The organism is Maribacter sp. MMG018, assembly GCF_018100785.1.
GTDB lineage: Bacteria > Bacteroidota > Bacteroidia > Flavobacteriales > Flavobacteriaceae > Maribacter.
Genome location: NZ_JAGJEC010000005.1, coordinates 137,680 through 157,658 on the forward strand (window position 1 = coordinate 137,680; position 19,979 = coordinate 157,658).

Annotated in this window: 15 protein-coding genes and 1 tRNA gene; 10 read left to right on the top strand and 6 right to left on the bottom strand. The window is 40.6% G+C overall.

Going from position 1 to position 19,979, the window contains the following annotated elements:
- Positions 1–3 precede the first annotated feature (3 nt).
- From mraY to J8L85_RS16630, 10 genes are all read left to right on the top strand, one after another.
- Positions 4–1,224, top strand: coding sequence for a phospho-N-acetylmuramoyl-pentapeptide-transferase (mraY, locus tag J8L85_RS16585; RefSeq protein WP_211019164.1), 1,221 nt, complete (start codon positions 4–6; stop codon positions 1,222–1,224).
- Complete coding sequence (gene murD / locus J8L85_RS16590) at positions 1,225–2,559, top strand: UDP-N-acetylmuramoyl-L-alanine--D-glutamate ligase (RefSeq protein ID WP_211019166.1); 1,335 nt, start codon at positions 1,225–1,227, stop codon at positions 2,557–2,559. It begins immediately after the preceding gene.
- A complete protein-coding gene (locus J8L85_RS16595) occupies positions 2,560–3,762 on the top strand; it encodes an FtsW/RodA/SpoVE family cell cycle protein (protein WP_211019168.1) in 1,203 nt (400 codons plus the stop codon).
- Positions 3,749–4,837, top strand: coding sequence for an undecaprenyldiphospho-muramoylpentapeptide beta-N-acetylglucosaminyltransferase (gene murG / locus J8L85_RS16600; protein WP_211019170.1), 1,089 nt, complete (start codon positions 3,749–3,751; stop codon positions 4,835–4,837). The genes J8L85_RS16595 and murG overlap by 14 nt, the downstream gene beginning before the upstream one ends.
- A 5-nt stretch (positions 4,838–4,842) precedes the next feature.
- Positions 4,843–6,195 carry a UDP-N-acetylmuramate--L-alanine ligase gene (gene murC, locus J8L85_RS16605; RefSeq protein WP_211019171.1) on the top strand — a complete coding sequence of 451 codons (1,353 nt, stop codon included), beginning with the start codon at positions 4,843–4,845 and terminating at the stop codon, positions 6,193–6,195.
- Positions 6,185–6,904, top strand: coding sequence for a cell division protein FtsQ/DivIB (locus J8L85_RS16610; RefSeq protein WP_211019173.1), 720 nt, complete (start codon positions 6,185–6,187; stop codon positions 6,902–6,904). The genes murC and J8L85_RS16610 overlap by 11 nt, the downstream gene beginning before the upstream one ends.
- Before the next feature lie 5 nt (positions 6,905–6,909).
- The gene (gene ftsA / locus J8L85_RS16615; RefSeq protein WP_211019175.1) at positions 6,910–8,247 is read left to right on the top strand and encodes a cell division protein FtsA; all 1,338 of its coding nucleotides are present in this window, start codon (positions 6,910–6,912) and stop codon (positions 8,245–8,247) included.
- A 42-nt stretch (positions 8,248–8,289) separates the two neighbouring features.
- The gene (gene ftsZ / locus J8L85_RS16620) at positions 8,290–10,197 is read left to right on the top strand and encodes a cell division protein FtsZ (RefSeq protein WP_211019177.1); all 1,908 of its coding nucleotides are present in this window, start codon (positions 8,290–8,292) and stop codon (positions 10,195–10,197) included.
- Positions 10,198–10,284: 87 nt separating this feature from the next.
- A complete protein-coding gene (locus J8L85_RS16625; protein WP_211019179.1) occupies positions 10,285–10,734 on the top strand; it encodes a GatB/YqeY domain-containing protein in 450 nt (149 codons plus the stop codon).
- 8 nt (positions 10,735–10,742) lie between these two features.
- A tRNA-Arg gene (locus J8L85_RS16630) sits at positions 10,743–10,816 on the top strand.
- Between the two features lie 74 nt (positions 10,817–10,890).
- Here J8L85_RS16630 and J8L85_RS16635 read toward each other — a convergent pair.
- The 6 genes from J8L85_RS16635 to J8L85_RS16660 form a co-directional block, all read right to left on the bottom strand.
- Entirely contained in the window at positions 10,891–11,292 is a 402-nt protein-coding gene (locus tag J8L85_RS16635) for a hypothetical protein (protein WP_211019181.1), read from the bottom strand.
- Positions 11,293–11,535: 243 nt separating this feature from the next.
- Entirely contained in the window at positions 11,536–11,922 is a 387-nt protein-coding gene (locus J8L85_RS16640; RefSeq protein WP_211019183.1) for a hypothetical protein, read from the bottom strand.
- 319 nt (positions 11,923–12,241) lie between these two features.
- Entirely contained in the window at positions 12,242–13,216 is a 975-nt protein-coding gene (locus J8L85_RS16645; RefSeq protein WP_211019268.1) for a YpdA family putative bacillithiol disulfide reductase, read from the bottom strand.
- On the bottom strand, positions 13,216–13,866 hold the full coding sequence (rpe, locus tag J8L85_RS16650) for a ribulose-phosphate 3-epimerase (RefSeq protein WP_211019185.1): 651 nt from the start codon (positions 13,864–13,866) through the stop codon (positions 13,216–13,218). The genes J8L85_RS16645 and rpe overlap by 1 nt, the downstream gene beginning before the upstream one ends.
- Positions 13,867–13,937: 71 nt before the next feature.
- The gene (locus J8L85_RS16655; protein ID WP_211019187.1) at positions 13,938–17,060 is read right to left on the bottom strand and encodes a glycosyl hydrolase; all 3,123 of its coding nucleotides are present in this window, start codon (positions 17,058–17,060) and stop codon (positions 13,938–13,940) included.
- A 267-nt stretch (positions 17,061–17,327) separates the two neighbouring features.
- Positions 17,328–19,973 (bottom strand): c-type cytochrome, encoded by a 2,646-nt coding sequence (locus J8L85_RS16660; protein ID WP_211019189.1) that lies wholly within the window; start codon positions 19,971–19,973, stop codon positions 17,328–17,330.
- Positions 19,974–19,979: the final 6 nt, after the last annotated feature.

A 19,979-nucleotide genomic window follows, 5' to 3' on the forward strand; every position in this document is an offset into this window, starting at 1 on the left:
TATATGTTAACCTACCTGTTCGAATATTTAGAAAAAGAATACCAAGTGCCTGGGGCAAGTTTGTTCCAGTTCAGTACTTTTCGTGCAGGTATGGCCATATTGTTGTCGTTGATAATTGCAACGGCCTACGGAAAAAGGGTCATACTTTATCTTCAAAAGAAACAGGTGGGCGAGACTATTCGCGATTTAGGGTTGGATGGTCAAAAACAAAAAGCGGGTACTCCGACCATGGGGGGCATTATTATAATTATGGCCACATTGATCCCAGTGCTGTTGTTTGCTAGGTTAGAGAATATATATATCATTTTGTTGATTTTCACCATGTTGTGGATGGGTGTTATTGGCTTTGTGGACGATTATATAAAAGTGTTCAGAAAAAACAAAGAAGGGCTTAAAGGTCGCTTTAAGGTTATAGGTCAAGTGGTGTTGGGGCTGTTGGTAGGTGCGGTATTGTACTTTCATCCAGAAGTGACAATGCGAGATCACGATAAGTCTATAATCACCGAACAATATACGGTGCAAGAAGTAAGGGGTATGGAGATAAAATCGACCATGACTACCGTGCCTTTCTTTAAAAACAACGAGTTCGATTATGGAAGTTTGATCGGATGGGCCGGTGAAGGTGCCAAAGAGTATGCGTGGTTGGTGTTTATACCGATAATCATTTTAATAGTTACCGCTGTATCCAACGGGGCCAATCTTACCGATGGTATAGATGGTTTGGCATCTGGAACATCGGCCATTATAGTGTTTACGCTAGGGGTTTTTGCCCTGGTATCCGGTAATGTTATTTTTTCGGACTACTTGGATATTATGTACATACCAAGGGTAGGAGAGTTACTGGTGTTTATTACGGCCTTTGTGGGTGCGCTTGTAGGATTTTTGTGGTACAACACATTTCCGGCCCAGGTTTTTATGGGAGATACGGGGAGTTTGACCATTGGTGGGGTAATAGCCGTCATTGCCATTATTGTTAGAAAAGAATTATTGATTCCCTTGTTGTGCGGTATTTTTTTCGCAGAGTCATTGTCGGTGATGTTGCAGGTAGGGTATTTTAAGTACACCAAGAAAAAGTTTGGAGAGGGAAAACGTATTTTTTTGATGTCGCCCTTGCATCATCATTACCAGAAGAAAGGGTATCATGAAAGCAAGATCGTAACCCGTTTTTGGATTGTAGGTATTATGTTGGCGATTGTTACGATAGTGACATTAAAAATAAGATAGATGGCTTTTTTAGTGGTGCTCGGTGGTGGAGAAAGTGGTGTGGGTACGGCCATTTTAGGATTAAAGAAAGGGTACGATGTTTTTGTGTCCGATAAAGGAAAAATAAAGAAGAAATATAAAGACGTTCTTGAACATTTTGGAATTGATTGGGAAGAATCTATCCATACAGAGGAAAAGATTCTGAAAGCAGATGTGGTCATGAAGAGTCCAGGGATACCAGACTCCGTTCCGTTGGTGAAACAACTGGTAGCTAATAGGGTTCCGGTGATATCTGAAATAGAGTTTGCCTCCAAATATACCGATGCAAAAATTATCGGCATTACCGGAAGTAATGGTAAAACGACCACTACAATGTTGACCTACCATATTTTAAAGAGTGCTGGATTAAATGTTGGTATGGCGGGTAACATTGGGGATAGCTATGCGAAGATGGTGGCCGATGAGGATTATGATTATTACGTGCTGGAGATAAGCAGTTTTCAGTTGGATGGTATACAGGATTTTAAGCCGCATATAGCCATTGTCACCAATATAACACCAGATCATTTGGATAGGTATGATTATAAGTTCGAAAATTATATCGCTTCTAAATTCTTGATTGCAACAAATCAGACTGCGGAGGATTATTTTATCTATGATGCCGATGATGAGGTATTGGTGGACTGGCTTAAAAAGCACCCGATCAAATCAAAATTATTGCCTTTTTCCTTAAACCAAGTTTTGGGCGAAGGCGCTTTTATAAAAAACAAGGAAATTAATATTAGAATACAAGAAGATACAATGAAAATGACGACAGACACATTGGCACTTGAGGGGCAACACAATTTGAAAAACAGTATGGCATCCGCAACGGTGGCTAAATTGGTCAGTATTAGAAAACAGACCATAAGAGAGTGTATTTCAAATTTTCAAGGAGCTCCGCATCGTTTGGAAAAGGTATTGAAAATTCACCATGTTCAGTACATCAACGATTCTAAGGCAACAAACGTTAACGCAACTTATTATGCCCTTGATAGTGTAAAAACACCTGTAGTTTGGATAGTGGGTGGCGTTGATAAGGGAAATGACTATAAAGAGTTGATGCCTTTGGTAAGGGAAAAGGTAAAGGCTATTATATGCCTTGGTATGAACAACGAAAAGATTAAAGAGACTTTTGGCAATGTTGTGGACCTAGTTGTGGAAACATATGCAATGGAAGAAGCTGTCAAGGTATCGTATAAAGTTGCGGAACGTGGAGATACGGTATTGTTGTCTCCCGCTTGTGCAAGTTTTGATCTTTTTGAGAATTATGAGGATCGCGGTAATCAGTTCAAAAATTACGTAAAGAATTTATAAGTGGTAAAATTTTTTCAAAATATAAAAGGGGATAAAGCTATATGGGCCATAGCGGCACTATTGGCTTTGTTCTCATTTTTACCGGTGTATAGTGCCAGTAGTAATCTGGTCTATGTGGTTGGTAATGGAACTACCGTAGGGCATTTGGTAAAACATGCCTTGTTGTTGTTTTTAGGTTTTGGAATCATTTATGCCGTACATAAGATACCAACTCATTTTTTTAAGGGGCTTTCGTTGATAGCCCTACCAATAGTTGTGGTATTGCTGATATTTGTGTTGGCACAAGGTTCGTCTAGCGGAGGAACAAATGCCAGTAGGTGGATCCGTATCCCGTTTGTTGGTTTTGGTTTTCAGCCTTCTAATTTGGCGGCGGTGGTCTTAATGATCTATGTGGCCAGGTATCTCTCAAAGATCAGGGATGTCAAGGTTACTTTTAAAGAAAGTGCTTTGCCTTTATGGCTTCCGGTTTTTTTAGTGGTGTTGTTGATCTTACCGGCCAACTTTTCAACGGCGGGTATTATATTCTCAATGGTATTGGTGCTTTGTTTTTTAGGGGGGTACCCTATAAAGTATTTGCTGGCTATCGTGGGTACGGGGGTGTTGTGTTTAACCTTGTTCATCCTTACGGCCAAAGCTGCTCCAGGTTTGTTTCCCAACAGGGTAGATACTTGGATGAGTCGTATAGAAAGTTTTACGAATCCAGAGGACACCGAGGCGAATTATCAGATAGAAAGAGCAAAAATAGCTATTGCTACCGGAGGGATAATGGGAAAAGGAGCGGGTAAAAGTGTTCAAAAGAATTTTTTGCCACAAAGTTCATCCGATTTTATATATGCCATTATTGTGGAAGAATATGGTCTAATAGGTGGGGGAGCCCTCATGTTTTTCTATTTGTTCTTGTTGTTCAGAATATTGGTAGTGGCAAATGGGGCTACTACTATATTCAGCAAGTTGTTGGTGCTCGGCGTTGGGTTACCGATTGTTTTTCAGGCATTGATAAATATGGCGGTTGCGGTAGAGCTTTTTCCTGTTACGGGGCAAAATTTACCATTGATCAGTAGTGGGGGTACCTCTAGCTGGATGACCTGTTTGGCCATTGGTATTATTTTGAGCGCAAGCAATAAAAGTTTGGCCCAAGACAATGGTGGAAAGTACGATATAGATGAAAGTAATCCTTTAGAAGTGTTAAGTGGGCAATTATAAGTTTATCATTTCTGGAGGTGGTACGGGAGGTCATATATACCCCGCAATTGCAATTGCGAACGAATTGAAGAGAAGGTTTCCTGATGCGGAGTTTTTATTTGTAGGGGCGAAGGATCGGATGGAAATGGAAAAAGTGCCGCAGGCAGGGTATGAGATTGAAGGATTGTGGATTACAGGGATACAAAGGAAACTGACCCTTAAAAATTTAATGTTTCCGATAAAATTGATAAGTAGTTTGGTAAAAGCAAGCAAAATAGTATCAAGGTTCAAACCAGATGTAGTGGTCGGTACCGGTGGTTTCGCTAGTGGACCTTTGCTTAAGGTCGCTTCTGGTAGAGGCATACCTTGCGTGCTACAGGAACAAAACTCTTTTGCCGGAATTACAAATAAATTACTAAAGAATAAAGTTGCCAAAATTTGTGTGGCATATGACGGCATGGAAAAGTTTTTTCCAAAAGATAAGATTATTAAAACGGGAAATCCCGTTCGTGCAGATTTGGTAAACCTAAAGGTCGGTAAGGAAGAAGCTTTACAGTTCTTTGATTTAAATGAAAAAAAGCCCACCCTTTTGGTGTTGGGAGGTAGTTTGGGGTCTAAAAGAATTAATGAGCTTATAGCACAAGAACTGGAGTTCTTTAGCAATTTGGATTTGCAGATAATTTGGCAGTGTGGCAAAGGTTACATAGAAATGTACGAAACACGTAATTCGGAATTTGTAAAGGTACACGCTTTTTTAAACGATATGGCAAAGGCATATGCCGCGGCGGATGTGATTATTTCACGTTCCGGGGCCAGTGCGGTTTCAGAACTCTGTTTGGTAGGTAAGCCTACCATATTCATTCCTTCGCCCTGGGTGGCTGAAGATCATCAAACAATGAACGCCATGGCCTTGGTAAAGGAAGAAGCCGCTATTATGATCAAAGAACAGGATTTGGAGCAAAGCTTCGAAAAAGAGTTTGTACGCTTGCTGGAATCAAAAGAGGAACAAGGCAAAATGTCTCGGAATATAAAAGCATTGGCCCTGCCCAATGCTACGCTGGACATATGTGATGAAATAGAAAAATTATTGGCTTAAAATAAATGGAGATAAGGGATATACATAAGGTTTACTTCATAGGTATCGGAGGTATCGGTATGTCCGCTTTGGCCCGTTATTTTAAGTTTATAGGTAAAGAGGTGGCGGGTTACGATAAAACAAGAACACCGTTGACCAATGAGCTTTCGGATGTGGGAATTAAGATTCATTATGAAGATGATCTGTCCATGGTGCCAAACGGATTTTTGGATAAGAACAATACCTTGGTCGTGTATACTCCCGCCGTTCCGACATCGCATGGCGAATATCAGTATTGTTTACAAAACGGTTTTGAAATAAAAAAGCGATCCGAAGTTTTGGGCCTCATTACCAAAGATTCTTTTTGTTTTGCCGTTGCGGGTACGCATGGTAAAACCACTACATCAAGTATTTTGGCCCATTTGCTGAAAGAGACCGGAACTCCGTTAACTGCCTTTTTAGGTGGTATTTCAGAAGATTTCAATAGTAACTTCTTGTTGGAAGGAACCGATTTTTCGGTAGTGGAGGCAGATGAGTTCGATAGGTCGTTTTTAAGATTGTCGCCGAACGTGGCCTGTGTTACTTCGATGGATGCAGATCATTTAGACATTTATGGTGATGCCGAAGAGCTCAGAAAATCCTTTGTGGATTTCACGAACCGCATTAAACCGGGCGGTAAGTTGTTTGTTAGAAATGGGTTGCCTTTAGAGGGTATTACCTATGGTATAGAAGATGGTTCGGATTATTGTATCCGAAATATAAAAGTAGAACATGGTACCTACATATTCGATTTGGGAACTCCAGAGAAAGATTTTTGTGGAGTTAAGTTCAACAAACCGGGAAGACATAACTTGTTAAACGGTTTGGTTGCTTTTGCTATGGCGATACAAGCAGGTTCCCCACCGTATCGCCTAGTTGAAGCCTTGTCGACATTTAAAGGGGTACAACGAAGATTTTCATATAGGATAAAAAACGAACAGCTTGTATTTATAGATGATTACGCCCATCATCCAACAGAGATAGATGCCGTATATGAGGCTATAGAGGAGATGCACCCCGATAAAAAGGTGTTGGCGATATTTCAGCCGCATCTTTTTACTAGAACAAGGGATTTTGGGGATGATTTTGCCAAGAGCCTATCAAGGTTCGAAAATGTGGTATTGTTAGATATTTATCCTGCAAGGGAAGAACCTATAGATGGTATAGATTCTGAATGGTTGTTAGGGAAAATGACGAATGTCAATAAAAAAATATTAAAAAAAGAAGAATTAATATCTGAAATAAAATCACAGGAGCCAGAGGTGCTTGTAGCCATGGGGGCCGGTGATATTGGATTGGAAGTAACAAAACTTAAAAATCAATTGGATTATGCGCATTAATTTGAGCGCTCTAAAGATGTTTGCGCTAGTACTGGTTTTACTGGGGCTTTATGCTTTTTCTAACCATAGAAACGGTAAGAAAAATGTGTCGGGAACAAAGGTGGAATTCGTTGGTGATCAGAATTTGTATATCACTGAGGGAGCGGTTAATAAATTGTTAATACAAAATTACGGACGCCTAGAAAATGTGCCCAAAGAAAAATTAGTTTTGAATACGATAGAAAAAGCTATTGAAGCCAATGAAATGGTGAAGAGTGCGCAAGTCTATCTTACTGTAGATGGTGAGCTTACGTCTAAAATTGTTCAGCGTAAACCAATCGGACGCATTGAAGGGGATTCGAAATTCTATCTGGATGACGAAGGAAAACGCATGCCGTTTTCATCTAATTATTCAGCTAGGGTTCCTATTATCACTGGAAACATAACCGGTGAGAGCCTAGAAGATGTGTATGAGATATTGGAATTTATAAATAAGGACGATTTTTTACGAAAAAATATAATTGGTATCCATGTGACGACGGAGAGCGATTACCAATTAAAATTTAGGCTGAACCAGTTTGTGGTAAAATTAGGGGATATTGATAATCTAGAAGCGAAGTTCAGCAATTTTAAGGCGTTTTATGCTAAAGCTAATAAGGATAAAACCTTGAAGGATTTTGCCATAGTAAGTTTAGAATTCAATAACCAGGTAGTGTGCACTAAAATATAACAAGAATGGAACAAGCTAATTATTCAGTCGGTCTAGACATAGGAACAACCAAAATCGTTGCCATAATCGGTAAGAAAAATGAGTATGGAAAGATTGAGATCTTGGGTATTGGTAAATCTAAGAGTCTGGGGGTACATAGGGGTGTTGTAAATAACATTACCCAAACCATAAAATCCATTCAGCAGGCCGTAGAGCAGGCAGAGGTGAACTCTGGTCTAAAGATAGGCTCTGTGGTTGTTGGTATTGCAGGTCAGCATATAAGAAGCTTGCAGCATAGTGACTATATCACCAGAAAAGATTCGGAAGAGGTTATCAATGAAGATGACCTTGATCTGCTATGCAATCAGGTGTATAAATTGATTATGCTGCCAGGAGAGGAAATTATTCATGTATTGCCGCAAGAGTATAAGGTAGATGGCCAAGCTGAGATAAAACAGCCCATTGGTATGTACGGAGGTCGTCTGGAAGCGAATTTTCATGTAGTGGTGGGGCAGGTTACATCTATTAAGAATGTTGGAAGATGTATAAAAAGTGCTGGTTTGGATCTTGGTAATATCACATTGGAACCATTGGCTTCTTCAGATGCCGTATTGAGCAGTGAGGAAAAAGAGGCAGGTGTGGCACTTATAGATATAGGAGGTGGTACTACCGATCTTGCCATTTTTAAAGATGGTATCATTAGGCATACCGCAGTAATTCCTTTTGGGGGCGGAGTTATCACCGAAGACATAAAAGAAGGTTGCTCTATAATAGAGAAGCAGGCAGAAACCCTAAAAATTAGATTTGGATCTGCTTGGCCAGGAGAGAACAAAGACAATGAAATTGTTTCCATTCCAGGTTTAAGAGGTAGGGAGCCCAAAGAAATTACCCTGAAAAACCTTTCAAAGATCATACATGCAAGGGTAGTGGAAATTATTGAGCAAGTGTATGTGGAAATTAAGAATTATGGCCACGATGAGCAGAAAAAGAAACTTATCGCAGGTATCGTATTAACCGGTGGGGGCAGCCAATTAAAACACCTTAAACAATTGGTGGAATATATTACGGGTATGGATACCCGAATAGGGTACCCTAACGAACATTTGGCAGGTGATTCGGAAGAAGAAGTGGCAAGTCCGTTGTACGCAACGGCAGTAGGACTTTTAATGAACGCCGTCAATAATCAAGAAAAGAAAAGTAATAAAAATATAGTAGAAGAGGAGAGTGCCGCTACGGAAGCTGAACCGGTGTTGGCGGATCATGAAGAAAAAAGTGCTCCGAAGGGAGAAGAGAAAAAACCAAGGCCAACAATATTTGATAAGTGGTCCGAGAAATTAAGGGTTTTTTTAGAAAACGCAGAGTAAATCACAAAGAACAAGCATATAATAACCAGTAATTAAAATAATATGAGTAAGAACAACGAATTTGATAGTATCTCTTTTGATCTTCCAAAAAATCAAAGCAACGTTATTAAAGTCATCGGAGTAGGAGGTGGTGGTAGTAATGCCATTAACCACATGTTCCAGGCGGGTATTAATGGAGTGGATTTTGTTATCTGTAATACAGATGCCCAGGCGTTGGACAATAGTCCTGTACCTAACAAAATTCAATTAGGTGTTTCTTTAACTGAAGGATTGGGAGCTGGTGCCAACCCTGAAGTAGGTGAACAAGCTGCGATGGAGAGCATGGAAGACATCAAAAGCATGTTGGACAGTACTACAAAGATGATATTTATTACTGCAGGAATGGGTGGGGGAACAGGTACTGGTGCTGCTCCCGTAATAGCCAAGTTTGCAAAAGAGATGGATGTTCTTACCGTCGGTATTGTTACGATGCCTTTTCAATTTGAAGGAAAAATGCGTTGCGATCAAGCGCAAAAAGGAATTGAAAAGCTACGTAAGAATGTTGATTCTTTGATTGTTATAAATAACAATAAACTTAGGGAGGTATACGGAAACCTAGGTTTTAAAGCTGGTTTTTCAAAGGCCGATGAAGTATTGGCGACAGCGGCAAGAGGTATAGCAGAGGTAATAACACATCACTATACCCAGAATATTGACTTGCGAGATGCGAAAACCGTTCTTTCCAACAGTGGAACCGCAATTATGGGATCTGCCGTGGCTTCTGGTTCTGCAAGGGCCAATGAAGCTATTATGAAGGCTTTAGATTCTCCATTGTTGAACGATAATAAGATAAAAGGAGCCAAGAACGTATTGTTATTGATCGTTTCTGGAGCTCAAGAGATTACCATAGATGAAATTGGAGAGATCAACGACCACATTCAGATAGAGGCCGGTTACGGTGCCAATATTATCATGGGTGTCGGTGAAGACGAATCTTTAGGGGAAGCTATCGCAGTAACGGTAATTGCTACGGGGTTTAATGTTGAGCAACAAGATGACATTGTAAATACCGAGACAAAAAAAATTATACACACTCTTGAAGATGGTCAAAAGGCGGAGAAAGAGTTGTTGTCCAATAAGAAAACGGTACATAATCTAGAAATAGAAGAGGAAGAGGAGAAAGAAGAGCCTGTTACCAAGTATCAGTTTTTAGAAGAAAATGATTTTGATTTAATACCTACGACAAACTATATAAGAAACTTTAATGTTTTTTATGATGAAGTGGTGGCGAAGGATGTTTCTGAAGATGAATTTGTGATTTTAGAGTCTTCGGCCGAAATTAAGAACATGAACGTGGTAGAGCCAGAGGAAGTTAAGGTAAAGCAAGAAGAGGATCAGTTTGCCATGAGCTTTGAACTGCCTTTGGAAGAGGAGGAAAAAGAAAATGTAATAACCTTTAATTTAGATGAAGAGGTTAAAGAATTAGAAGTAAAGGACAGTGTAGAGATCATTCCGGTTTTAGAGTACAACAAGAAGGGAGAAACACGTTACAGCTTGGACGATTATATGGAGTTGGAGAACAAATTGACAGGTGCGAAGTCCAAGGCCGAGGAGTATGATCCTAAAATAGTGGAAGACGAATTGGTTTTTGAGAAAAAGACTATTCCTGCTGATAAACCTGTTCAGAAAGAGGATACTCCCGTTGATCCCATGGAAACTCCGATAGAAGAGTTGTTAAGGGAAAGAGCCGATGAACGCAGAAGAAAATTGAAAGATTTCAACTATAAGTTTAAAAATAGTTTGAGCAATATAGATGAAATTGAAAAAGAACCTGCTTACAGAAGACAGGGAGTGGATTTGAATGATTATCAGAGAGAATCAAAAATCTCAAGGACAAGTTTGAGTGATGATAGTAACGATGAGATCCAACTACGCTCAAACAATTCTTTTCTACATGACAATGTAGATTAAAACAAATTTTTATGATAGTTTTAAACCCGAAAACAAATTATGTTTTCGGGTTTATTTTTTATCTTCGCAATCCAAATTTAAATGGCCATGAGTTTACAGACAAAGGTAATGGAGCAAATGAAAGTAGCTATGAAGGCGAAAGATACCGTAGCTTTGGAATCTTTACGAGCTATCAAGTCGGCACTTTTATTGGCGAGTACTAGTGGAGCCGGTTCAGAGATCAGTGAAGAAGAAGAAATTAAGCTGGTACAGAAATTGGTAAAACAACGAAAAGATAGTGCGGCCATATTCATAGAACAAGGGAGACAAGATTTGGCGGATCCCGAGTTGGCACAGGTTGCCGTGATAGAGCAATTTTTACCTGAGCAGTTAACAGAAGAGGAAGTAGAGAAAGTAGTGGTGCAGACTATTGACAATATAGGTGCTTCCGGTATGAAAGATATGGGCAAGGTTATGGGGATCGTCTCAAAAGAATTGGCCGGACAGGCAGATGGAAAGATGATTTCCTCGATAGTAAAACAAAAATTGAATTCATAATATATTTTGGCTCCGTGGCGCAACTGAATAGCGCATCAGATTTCGGCTCTGAGGGTTGGGGGTTTGAATCCCTCCGGGGTCACTAAGTAAACAAAACCACGCTTTTAAGCGTGGTTTTGTTGTTTATAGGTGTTCAGTATAGCTGCTGCCTACTAATTAAGGTCTGTTTATGTTAAAGATTGTTCCAGAATTTTTCATGCTTTTTATTTCTTCTTTGCTAAATGCGTACACCTCTTTTCGGTAGTTTTTGTGTTTATCTATATTGTAAAGGCGAGAGGCTTTTGGTATCTCATAAAAATTAAGTGACATATACAGGCTATCTGGAGATATATGTTTTAACATCATAGTAGAATAATTTCCGGATTCTGATCGGTATTCATAAATATCTCCAACAGAAGGGTCGTCTAAATAGCTTACGATGTTCTTTTCGGATCTACTGCTTGTATACCCTGTAATACCTATTAAGAAAACTAAAATGATCGTACCGGTAAATTGCCATAATGGGTCATTAACCTGTTGTTTGGTGTTCTCAAATTTGGTTTTAAGCCCACGGGACATTTGTTTTGGAGCCAACCTTTGTTTGCAATGACTACAATAAGAACACCCGGTTTTGGCCAGTGGAAATACAGGTATCCAAAAAATGTGAACGTGCCTGCGATAATAAGAAAAGAAGATAGAGTCTTCTTGGTTGCAATGCTCGCAAACTTCGTTGCTGGCTTGTATGGTTTCTAAATTTGCTGATCCCGTGCCAAAAATAATCATGGTTAAAACTATTAAGGTTGATTTTCTTTTTGAGTTGCTTTATTGTCTACTGGCAATAAATGTGGTGTTATCGGCGAAATAGTTTTTTACGACATCTCTTATGTGGGCTTCTTGCAAGGTAGAATTGGCAATTCTGTATTCTGGCTCGATTAAATTTTTGGCAGGAAAACTTTCACAATGAATTTCGTTTCCTTCTTGGTCCGTTACCTTAAAAATGGCAGTTCCCCTTAAAATTGATTTTCCTGTAATTGTAAGTGATATATTGTCCTTTTTTTGGGGTCTTGAAAATGGTTTTTTTGTTGCATTCTCTAATAATATATTGTTCTTTAATGTAGACACGTGTAAATCGGTTTTGTAAGATGTTGTGTCGGTGTTGCAAGAAATACAAGTTGTAAAGATGGCTGCAATTATAATTTTTAGTTTCATGGTAATTAGTTGTTTTTGTTCTCTACAAAGGTCTTGCAATAGCACAAGGTTGTGTACCCCGTGAATTGTGATTTTGGTCTCCCTGTTTTCAGGGATACGATGTTTTTTAACGTATGTGCGAACTAGTATAAATAGCCGAGATGGCCACCTAGTTTTGTCTGTGAGTGGTAAACGTCATTGCTCAGTTGGCGATAAGGGGCTGTGTACAAAGAAGGCGCAAAGATATTGTTGCACGGTAATAGGTGATATCCTTAATACTGGGGTAAATGTTCTGACCGTGTTTTTAATTGCCCGGGGTAGAAAGAGGAACGTACAGTGATTATTTTTTTTCTTCGTTCCTGAGAATATTCGCAACGATCATTTTGGCGTGTATTCTTGAGTTCTCTATAAACCATTTATGGGTTTCCATTCCTCCGCAGATAACCCCCGCCAAATACAGGTTTTTGATATTTGTTTCCATCGTTTCCTGATCATACTCGGGTAATCTTTTGGCGTCATCGGATATATTGATACCCAGCTTTTCCAAAAAATTGAAATTTGGCTTATATCCTGTTAAGGCCAGAACAAAATCATTGGGAATACTGATTGTTTTTCCTTCTGTTTCTATATCGATGGATTCGGGGTAAATTGCCTTTACGGTACTGTTAAAGTATGCTTTTATACTGCCCTCTTCAATTCTATTGATGATATCTGGTCTTACCCAATATTTAACACGTTGTCCTATTTCTGGGCCACGAACTACCAAAGTGACTTCGGCTCCTTTTCTCCAGCATTCCAAAGCGGCATCTATGGCACTGTTGCTGGCACCGACCACCACTACCTTTTGTCCGGCGTAATAATGAGGGTTGTTATAATAATGGGACACTTTCTCTAGGTCTTCTCCTGGAACATCCAGTGTGTTCGGAATATCATAAAAACCGGTAGCCACAATAACGTTCGTGCCGGTGTATTCATTTTTGCTGGTGATTACCGTAAAAGAATCAGGATGTTTTTGCACGTTGGTTACTTTCTCGAACAAATGTATGTTTAGTTTGTTCGAGGTAACTATTCTTCGGTAGTATTCCAAGGCTTCATCCCGTTTGGGTTTTGCTTCCTTGCTTATAAATGGAATTTCGTCTATCTCCAATCGTTCTGAAGACGAAAAGAACTGCATGTTGGCAGGGTAATTAAAAAGGGAGTTTACAATAGGTCCTTTTTCCAAGATTATATAAGAAAGACCTTTTTTTTGAGCTTCAAGGCCACAGGCAATGCCTATTGGCCCCCCTCCAATAATGACTACATCATATTTCTCCATCATCCTTTCAATTCTGAAATAGTGCGTACCGGATCTGGACTTTTGAAAACAAAACTACCGGCAACAAGTACGTCCGCACCAGCTTCTACTAAATCCTTTGCATTTTTATTTGTAACCCCACCATCGATTTCTATCAATGTTTGAGCTTTTTTTCTAAGAATCATTTCTTTTAGGGCCTTTATTTTGTTGTAAGTATTTTCAATAAAGGTCTGACCTCCAAAACCAGGGTTTACACTCATGATAAGAACCATGTCTATATCTTGAATGGTATCTTCCAGTAGATTTATATTGGTATGTGGGTTTAACGCGACCCCTGCTTTCATTCCCTGTGCCTTAATAGCCTGGATAGTTCTATGTAAATGAGTACAGGCCTCGTAATGTACCGTAAGGGTTGCTGCCCCTAGTTTTGCGAAGGTTTCAATATATCGGTCTGGATCTACGATCATTAAGTGAACATCCAACGGTTTTGTTGCGTATTTTTCAATTGCTTTTACAACAGGCATACCGTACGAAATATTGGGTACAAAAACACCGTCCATTACATCTATATGGTGCCAATCTGCCTTACTGGCATTCACCATTTCAACATCTCGTTGCAAATTGCCAAAATCGGCGGCCAATAGCGAAGGGGCAATAAGAGGGTGTTTCATCTTCTTTGAATTAAAATCCAGTACAAAAATAAGTATTTGAATTCCTTATCTGAAAGGTATTGGTAATCCTTTTACTTAATTTGATCAATTGTCTGAAGCCCGTTTGTTTTTAGCATAGAATTTATTTTTGGCGAATTACTTTCAATGGTACGGTTCAGTTTATTCAAGTGAGTATTCAGCTCGGCAGAAAGCTCATCGAATACCTTATATGCGCCATCTGTTGGTCTTGCCTCTCCAGATTCTATACTTCTACGAAGTGACGCCAATCTGTTGTTCAGCTTTATAGGAAAATTCAAGGGGTCTTGGTTCGACTGGTTTTTTACTTGATATAGTTCTTCTTCTATTTCTGATAACTGGTCTATAAAAGAGGTAATTGTTTTCTTGTATTCCCTTTCTGTAAATTTTGATCTGTGGTCATTAAAAAACGATTTTATCTTTCTTATTTTAATGACCGCTTCGTTCGCGGCACTTGTCTTGGCCATTATTTTGTTGGCCAATTCAAATTGTTCGTCGAGATCGGTTTTGGTTATGCCTTTTAGATTAGGATCCATTTCAATGTCAAAGGCGTATGTTTTTTCATAATCGCCCGTCTTCATTTTTACTTTATAGGTTCCAATAGGGGCTTTAGGGCCTCGACCGGGTCTTGCGCTCCAGATTATCATTCCTTCGAAAGTTGTCGCTCCAGGGTATCTTAAGTCCCACGTAAAGGTATTTATGCCTTTTGCCGTGGTGGGTTTAGATGATCCCCCACGACGCCACCATGGTATATTGGGGTCAACGGGATATTCTGGTTTGCTTCCCGTAAAGGTGTTGATCAATTTATCGTTGGCATCGTAGATTTCAAAAGTGATCGTATCTTTTTGATCTTTAAGATAGTATTGGACAACCGCATTGTTTATTCCTCTAATGGCATTCGCAGGCTTAAAAAGTACGGCTTCTTGTGAGTTCATTTCTGGCGTATATTGGCGTAGGGGCTGAATATCGTCCAATATCCAAAAGCCTCTACCGTGTGTACCTAAGACCACATCGTTGTCTTTTACGACCAAATCCCTAACAGGAGTGTCCGGAAGCTCTAATTGTAAGCTTTGCCATAATTCGCCGTCGTTTATGGAGAAATAAACGCCGTGCTCGGTCGCCAAAAACAAAAGTCCTTCCCTGACCGGATCTTCCCTGACCGCTCTGGCAAAATGACCGTCGGCTATACCGTTTATAATTTTGGTCCATGTTTTACCATAATCGTGTGTCTTAAATACATAGGGCTGTCTGTCGTCTACTTGGTATCGGTTGGCGGCAACGTACAGAGTACCCGGGTTGTGGCGCGATTCGTCGATGATACTTACGCGAGAGAATTTGGGTAAATCTTTAGGGGTAATGTCTTGCCAATTTTCTCCGCCGTCTCGAGTTATGTGTATTTTTCCATCGTCCGATCCTGCCCAAATGGTATTAATATCGTGGTACGAAGGAGCCAGTGCAAAAACAGTGGCGTATATTTCCGGCCCGTTCATGTCCATGGTGATTACTCCTCCTGTTTTACCTAACGTAGATGGGTCTGCATAGGTAAGGTCTGGACTTATCTTTTGCCAAGATTGCCCATCGTCGGTCGTTTTCCATACGTGTTGTGAACAGGTGTACATTACATTAGGGTCTTTGGGGGCGAACATAATGGGGAATGTCCACTGCCAACGTTCGGGCAAAGCACTGGCGGGTTCACCCGAAAAAAACCTTGGATATACCTGTATGTCCCTAATTTGTCCGTTGCTTCGATCGTAACGTGTTAGCAATGCACCTTGGCTACCGGCATAAAAAATATCGGGGTTTGTCGGGTGTTGGGTAATCCAACCGCTTTCGCCACCGCCAACGGCATAGGCCCAGCCATCACCTTGCCCTCGTGCCTGCATATGTTGCCAACCATCACTGGGTACCGCAATGGTACTATTGTCTTGTTGTGCGCCGGCCACGTGATAGGGGACATCGCTTGTTGCCATTACATGATAGAGTTGGGTGGTTGTATAATCTTCTTCGGTCCATGATTTTCCTCCGTTGATACTTACCACACCACCACCGTCATTGGAAGAAATCATACGTTCAGGGTCGTTGGGGTCTATCCATAGATCATGGTTGTCTCCATGGGGTACTTTTATTTCGGTGTCAAAAGTTTTGCCACCATCGGTCGATTTCCAAAAATTAACATTAAGGCCATATACAGTTTCCCTATCTTGGGGATCTGCATATATTCTAGAATAATAAAAGGCACGTTGTCTAAGTTTACGTTCATTATTGGTCAATTGCCATGTTTTTCCTCCATCGTCCGAACGAAAAACACCGCCTTCATTGGCTTCTATAATGGCCCATACGCGATTAGAATCTGCGGGCGATACCGTAACGCCGATTTTACCCAAGGGGCCTTCGGGCATGCCGGGGTTTTTAGTGAGGTCGTTCCATGTTTCACCACCATCGGTAGATTTCCATAGCTTACAATCAGGTCCGCCTCCCCACATTTTCCATGCCTTTCTTTGAACTTGCCATGTGCTTGCGTACAACACTTTAGGGTTGTTGCGGTCTATGATCAAATCTACGGCACCGGCCTTATCGCTAACGTACAGAACTTTTTTCCATGTATTACCGCCATCGGTACTTTTGAATACCCCACGTTCTTCATTATCTCCATACGGATGTCCAAGCGCGGCCACGTATACGATATCGGGGTCGGTAGGGTGAATTCGAATTCTAGATACGGCCTGTGTTTCTTCCAATCCTAAATGTTTCCATGTCTTTCCGCCATCGGTCGTTTTGTATACACCATCACCCTGCGTAATACTACCTCGAAGCTGAACTTCGCCCATGCCAATGTAAACAATATCAGGATTTGTCTCTGCAATGGCCACGGCCCCTACAGATGAACTCGTAATTTGTCCGTCAGTAACGGGAAACCATTCATTGCCACCGTCAGTAGTTTTCCATAGACCTCCTCCGGTAGCGCCAAAGTAATATTCATTTGGCCGACTGGGGCTGCCTGCGGAGGCAAGGGATCGCCCACCTCTTACGGGGCCAATATTTCTCCATTTGAGATTTTTGTAAAAAACTTCGCCAATTTCAGTAACGGCTTCTGAACGATCGGAGGTTTCTTGAGCGTTTATGATACCGCATCCAGATAAGATGATAAAAATAAAGAACGATAAAAACTTAGGTTTCATTTGATTGTTGTTTGGTGGTCGGTTAAAATATAAGTCTGAAAATAATGATTTAATCTGTCAATAGTAAAGGGGCGGGTAATTTTAACGCCCTATAAATTTGCTCAATAAAGTAGTTGTATTTAAAGTCTTTTCTTTTGTTGATAATTATAAAAAGTGGTTCGTATTTTGTCAATTTTACAATAGACAGAAATCGTATGGAACCGGACATTGTAACTATGGTCACCGTTCTTTTTGTCAAGGGTAATCTATATATCGACCGAATATGTATTAGTCTTCGCCTGTATATATTTTATTCTTTTCGTCTCCTCCGGCAATAATGTATGCGAATAGGTCCAATATCTCTTCTTCGTTCAGTCTGTTCAATAATCCTGGCGGCATGGGAGAAATAGGGGACAGTTCTTTTTTTACAATGTTGTTCTTGTTCAGGGTAACGGTGTAGCTTTCATTAAATGGATTTGGCATTATTACAATAGAGTCACCGGCATCGGACTTAATTCTCCCTGCAATTTTCTGATCGTTCTTTAGATAAAAAAGAGTATTCGCGTATTGATCGGAAACTTCGTCGTTAGGACTGTAGATGGCGAACATAAGGTCATAGGTGCTAAATTTGGTATGGGCCTGGGTGAGGTCCGGTCCGGCAGCACCTCCTTCGCCCCTCATTCTATGGCAAAGAATACAGGTCGCCGAGGCAAAGGCTCTTTTGCCATCGGCTATAGTTCCGTTATACGAATCCAATCCGCCCCAGACAATATTGCCCATGTCATCACCAGAGTAATTTTTGCCCGGACCTTTGGGTTGTGGCAGGTCGGCAATGGCGGATGTGGGGGAATAAGAGCCGGAAATTTCAGAATAATAGTCCCGGTCTTTGGTCGGTACATGGGTCAGGGCCCTCTGTCTTACATTTTCCATATATGCTTTAAAGCTCATGCCTCCTTTGCTGCCCAATACGTCAAAATACCAAGAAAAGTATCGTTTTCTCAGTTCGTCCGTCCAACCTTTATCGGCATTGCTTAAAAGCATACCGTAATAAATAGCTTCACTTGGGGGCATCTTTGATATAACTTCCCTAATTAGCGGACCGTATTGTTCACTTCTAAGGGTAGCTTCTTCAGATAGCATCTCTACCCCATCGGTAATGGTTTTTTGTTCTGTATGGTGCTCTAACTGGTCTACTAATTTTTCAATGATGCCATCGGCCTTCAAATACAACAAAATTTGCCCCAGTTCTTTAGAGACGGCGTTGTTCTTGTTTGGGAACATTGGGTTTAATTTTTTGATAATCGCATGGCTTTCCTGTTTACTTGGTTGCCCCATTCTTATAAAGTTTAAGGAATACGAGCGTAAAAGGTCGATTTGTTTTTCGAAAGGCAGGGTGTCGATGTTTATTTGTTGCAGTTTAGAAAGTATTAGCGATTGTAATTCTTTGTTTCCTTGATGACTTAGGGCAATGCTACCTTCTATAGTTTTTGTCGCATCTGTTTCTTTCGCATAAAGATCCAGCCATGTATCTTCCGGTTGGTGTTCTAACGCTATGCGAGAAGCATATCGAATAAAACGATCCTTGTTGTTTAGGTGTTTCCATGCGAGAGAAACGCCTTCCGGTGATGTTGTATGGTGATATTTCTCTATCTGTTTGCGTAATTCGCGCGCTTTGTTTGTTGTTTTTCGAGAAGTTGTTTTTTCTGTGTTTTCTGTGCCGATATAGCTAAGTCGGTATAGGCGCGAATCTAATCTACGGCCACCAGTGGCAAAATATAGGTTTCCGTCATTTCCGGCAACCATGTCTGTCAAGGGCAGGGGAGTGCCCGATAAAAATTCTTCCCTTTTGGCTGTGTAAGAACTTCCGTTAGGTTTAAGGTCTATGAAATAAACGGTGCCAAAACTCCAGTCCATGACCAGTAGCCCGTTTTGATATTTTGTTGGAAAATTAAGATGAGAGGCAGCCAGTACGGCTGTAGGGGAGCCTTGTTCCAGATTATGTACCGCTGGTAGGTTGTCGGGGTAATACGCCGGCCATTTTCCCGATCCGGTGCGCCATCCATATTCACTGCCACTGGTTACATGACAAATACGGGTAGGTCTGTACCATGGCATACCAATGTCCCATTCCATATCGGCGTCATAGGTAAACAATTCACCATCGTTGTTAAATGCTATGTCAAACGGATTTCTGTAACCGACACTGATTAGTTGCCACGAAGAACCGTCCTCGTTAAATTTGGTAATCCATCCTCCCGGCGCTTTTATGTCGTTCGCATGGCCTCTTGCATCCAAATAAGGTGTAAAAAGGTTGTCTTCGTCCCAATTTGTCGGGATTAGGCTGTTTTCTTTTACCGTATTTGGGATCAAGGTATGGTTTCCGGCAATAAAATAAATGTCTTTACCATCCGGTGATAGGGCAAAACTATGAGGGCCGTGCTCACCATTTCCTTGAAGCTTTAGTAGCATTGTAACCGTGTCCAGTGTTCCGTCTTGGTCGGCATCGGTTATTCTGTATATGCCGCTCCCATTTTGCTTGTTGTCGGTAATGTCATCGTTCCAATTTTTGTTCACAGCTACATAAAGACTATTAAAAGCCCAAAGAAGTCCGTGGGCCTCGCCAATTTCCAGATCCAAAGGTGTAACGTCTTTAGGTTTAATGGTCTTATTTTTTTTGGGAGTGTCAAATTGATAAATGTTTCCGTATTGGTCACAGGCATACATCTGGTTGTGGTCACCTTGTGCCAGCGCGACCCATGAACCTTGGTCGTTATCGCTTGGATGGTAGATTTCTTCCAGAGCAAAACCTTCGGGTATGGAAAACGAGATTTCGTCGTTAGATTCTTTGTTCTGTTCTGTTTTGTTGTCCTGACATGATAAGAAGAATAAAATAAGGACTACGGTAGTAGTGGTATGTAAAAATTTTTGGTGCATTGGGTT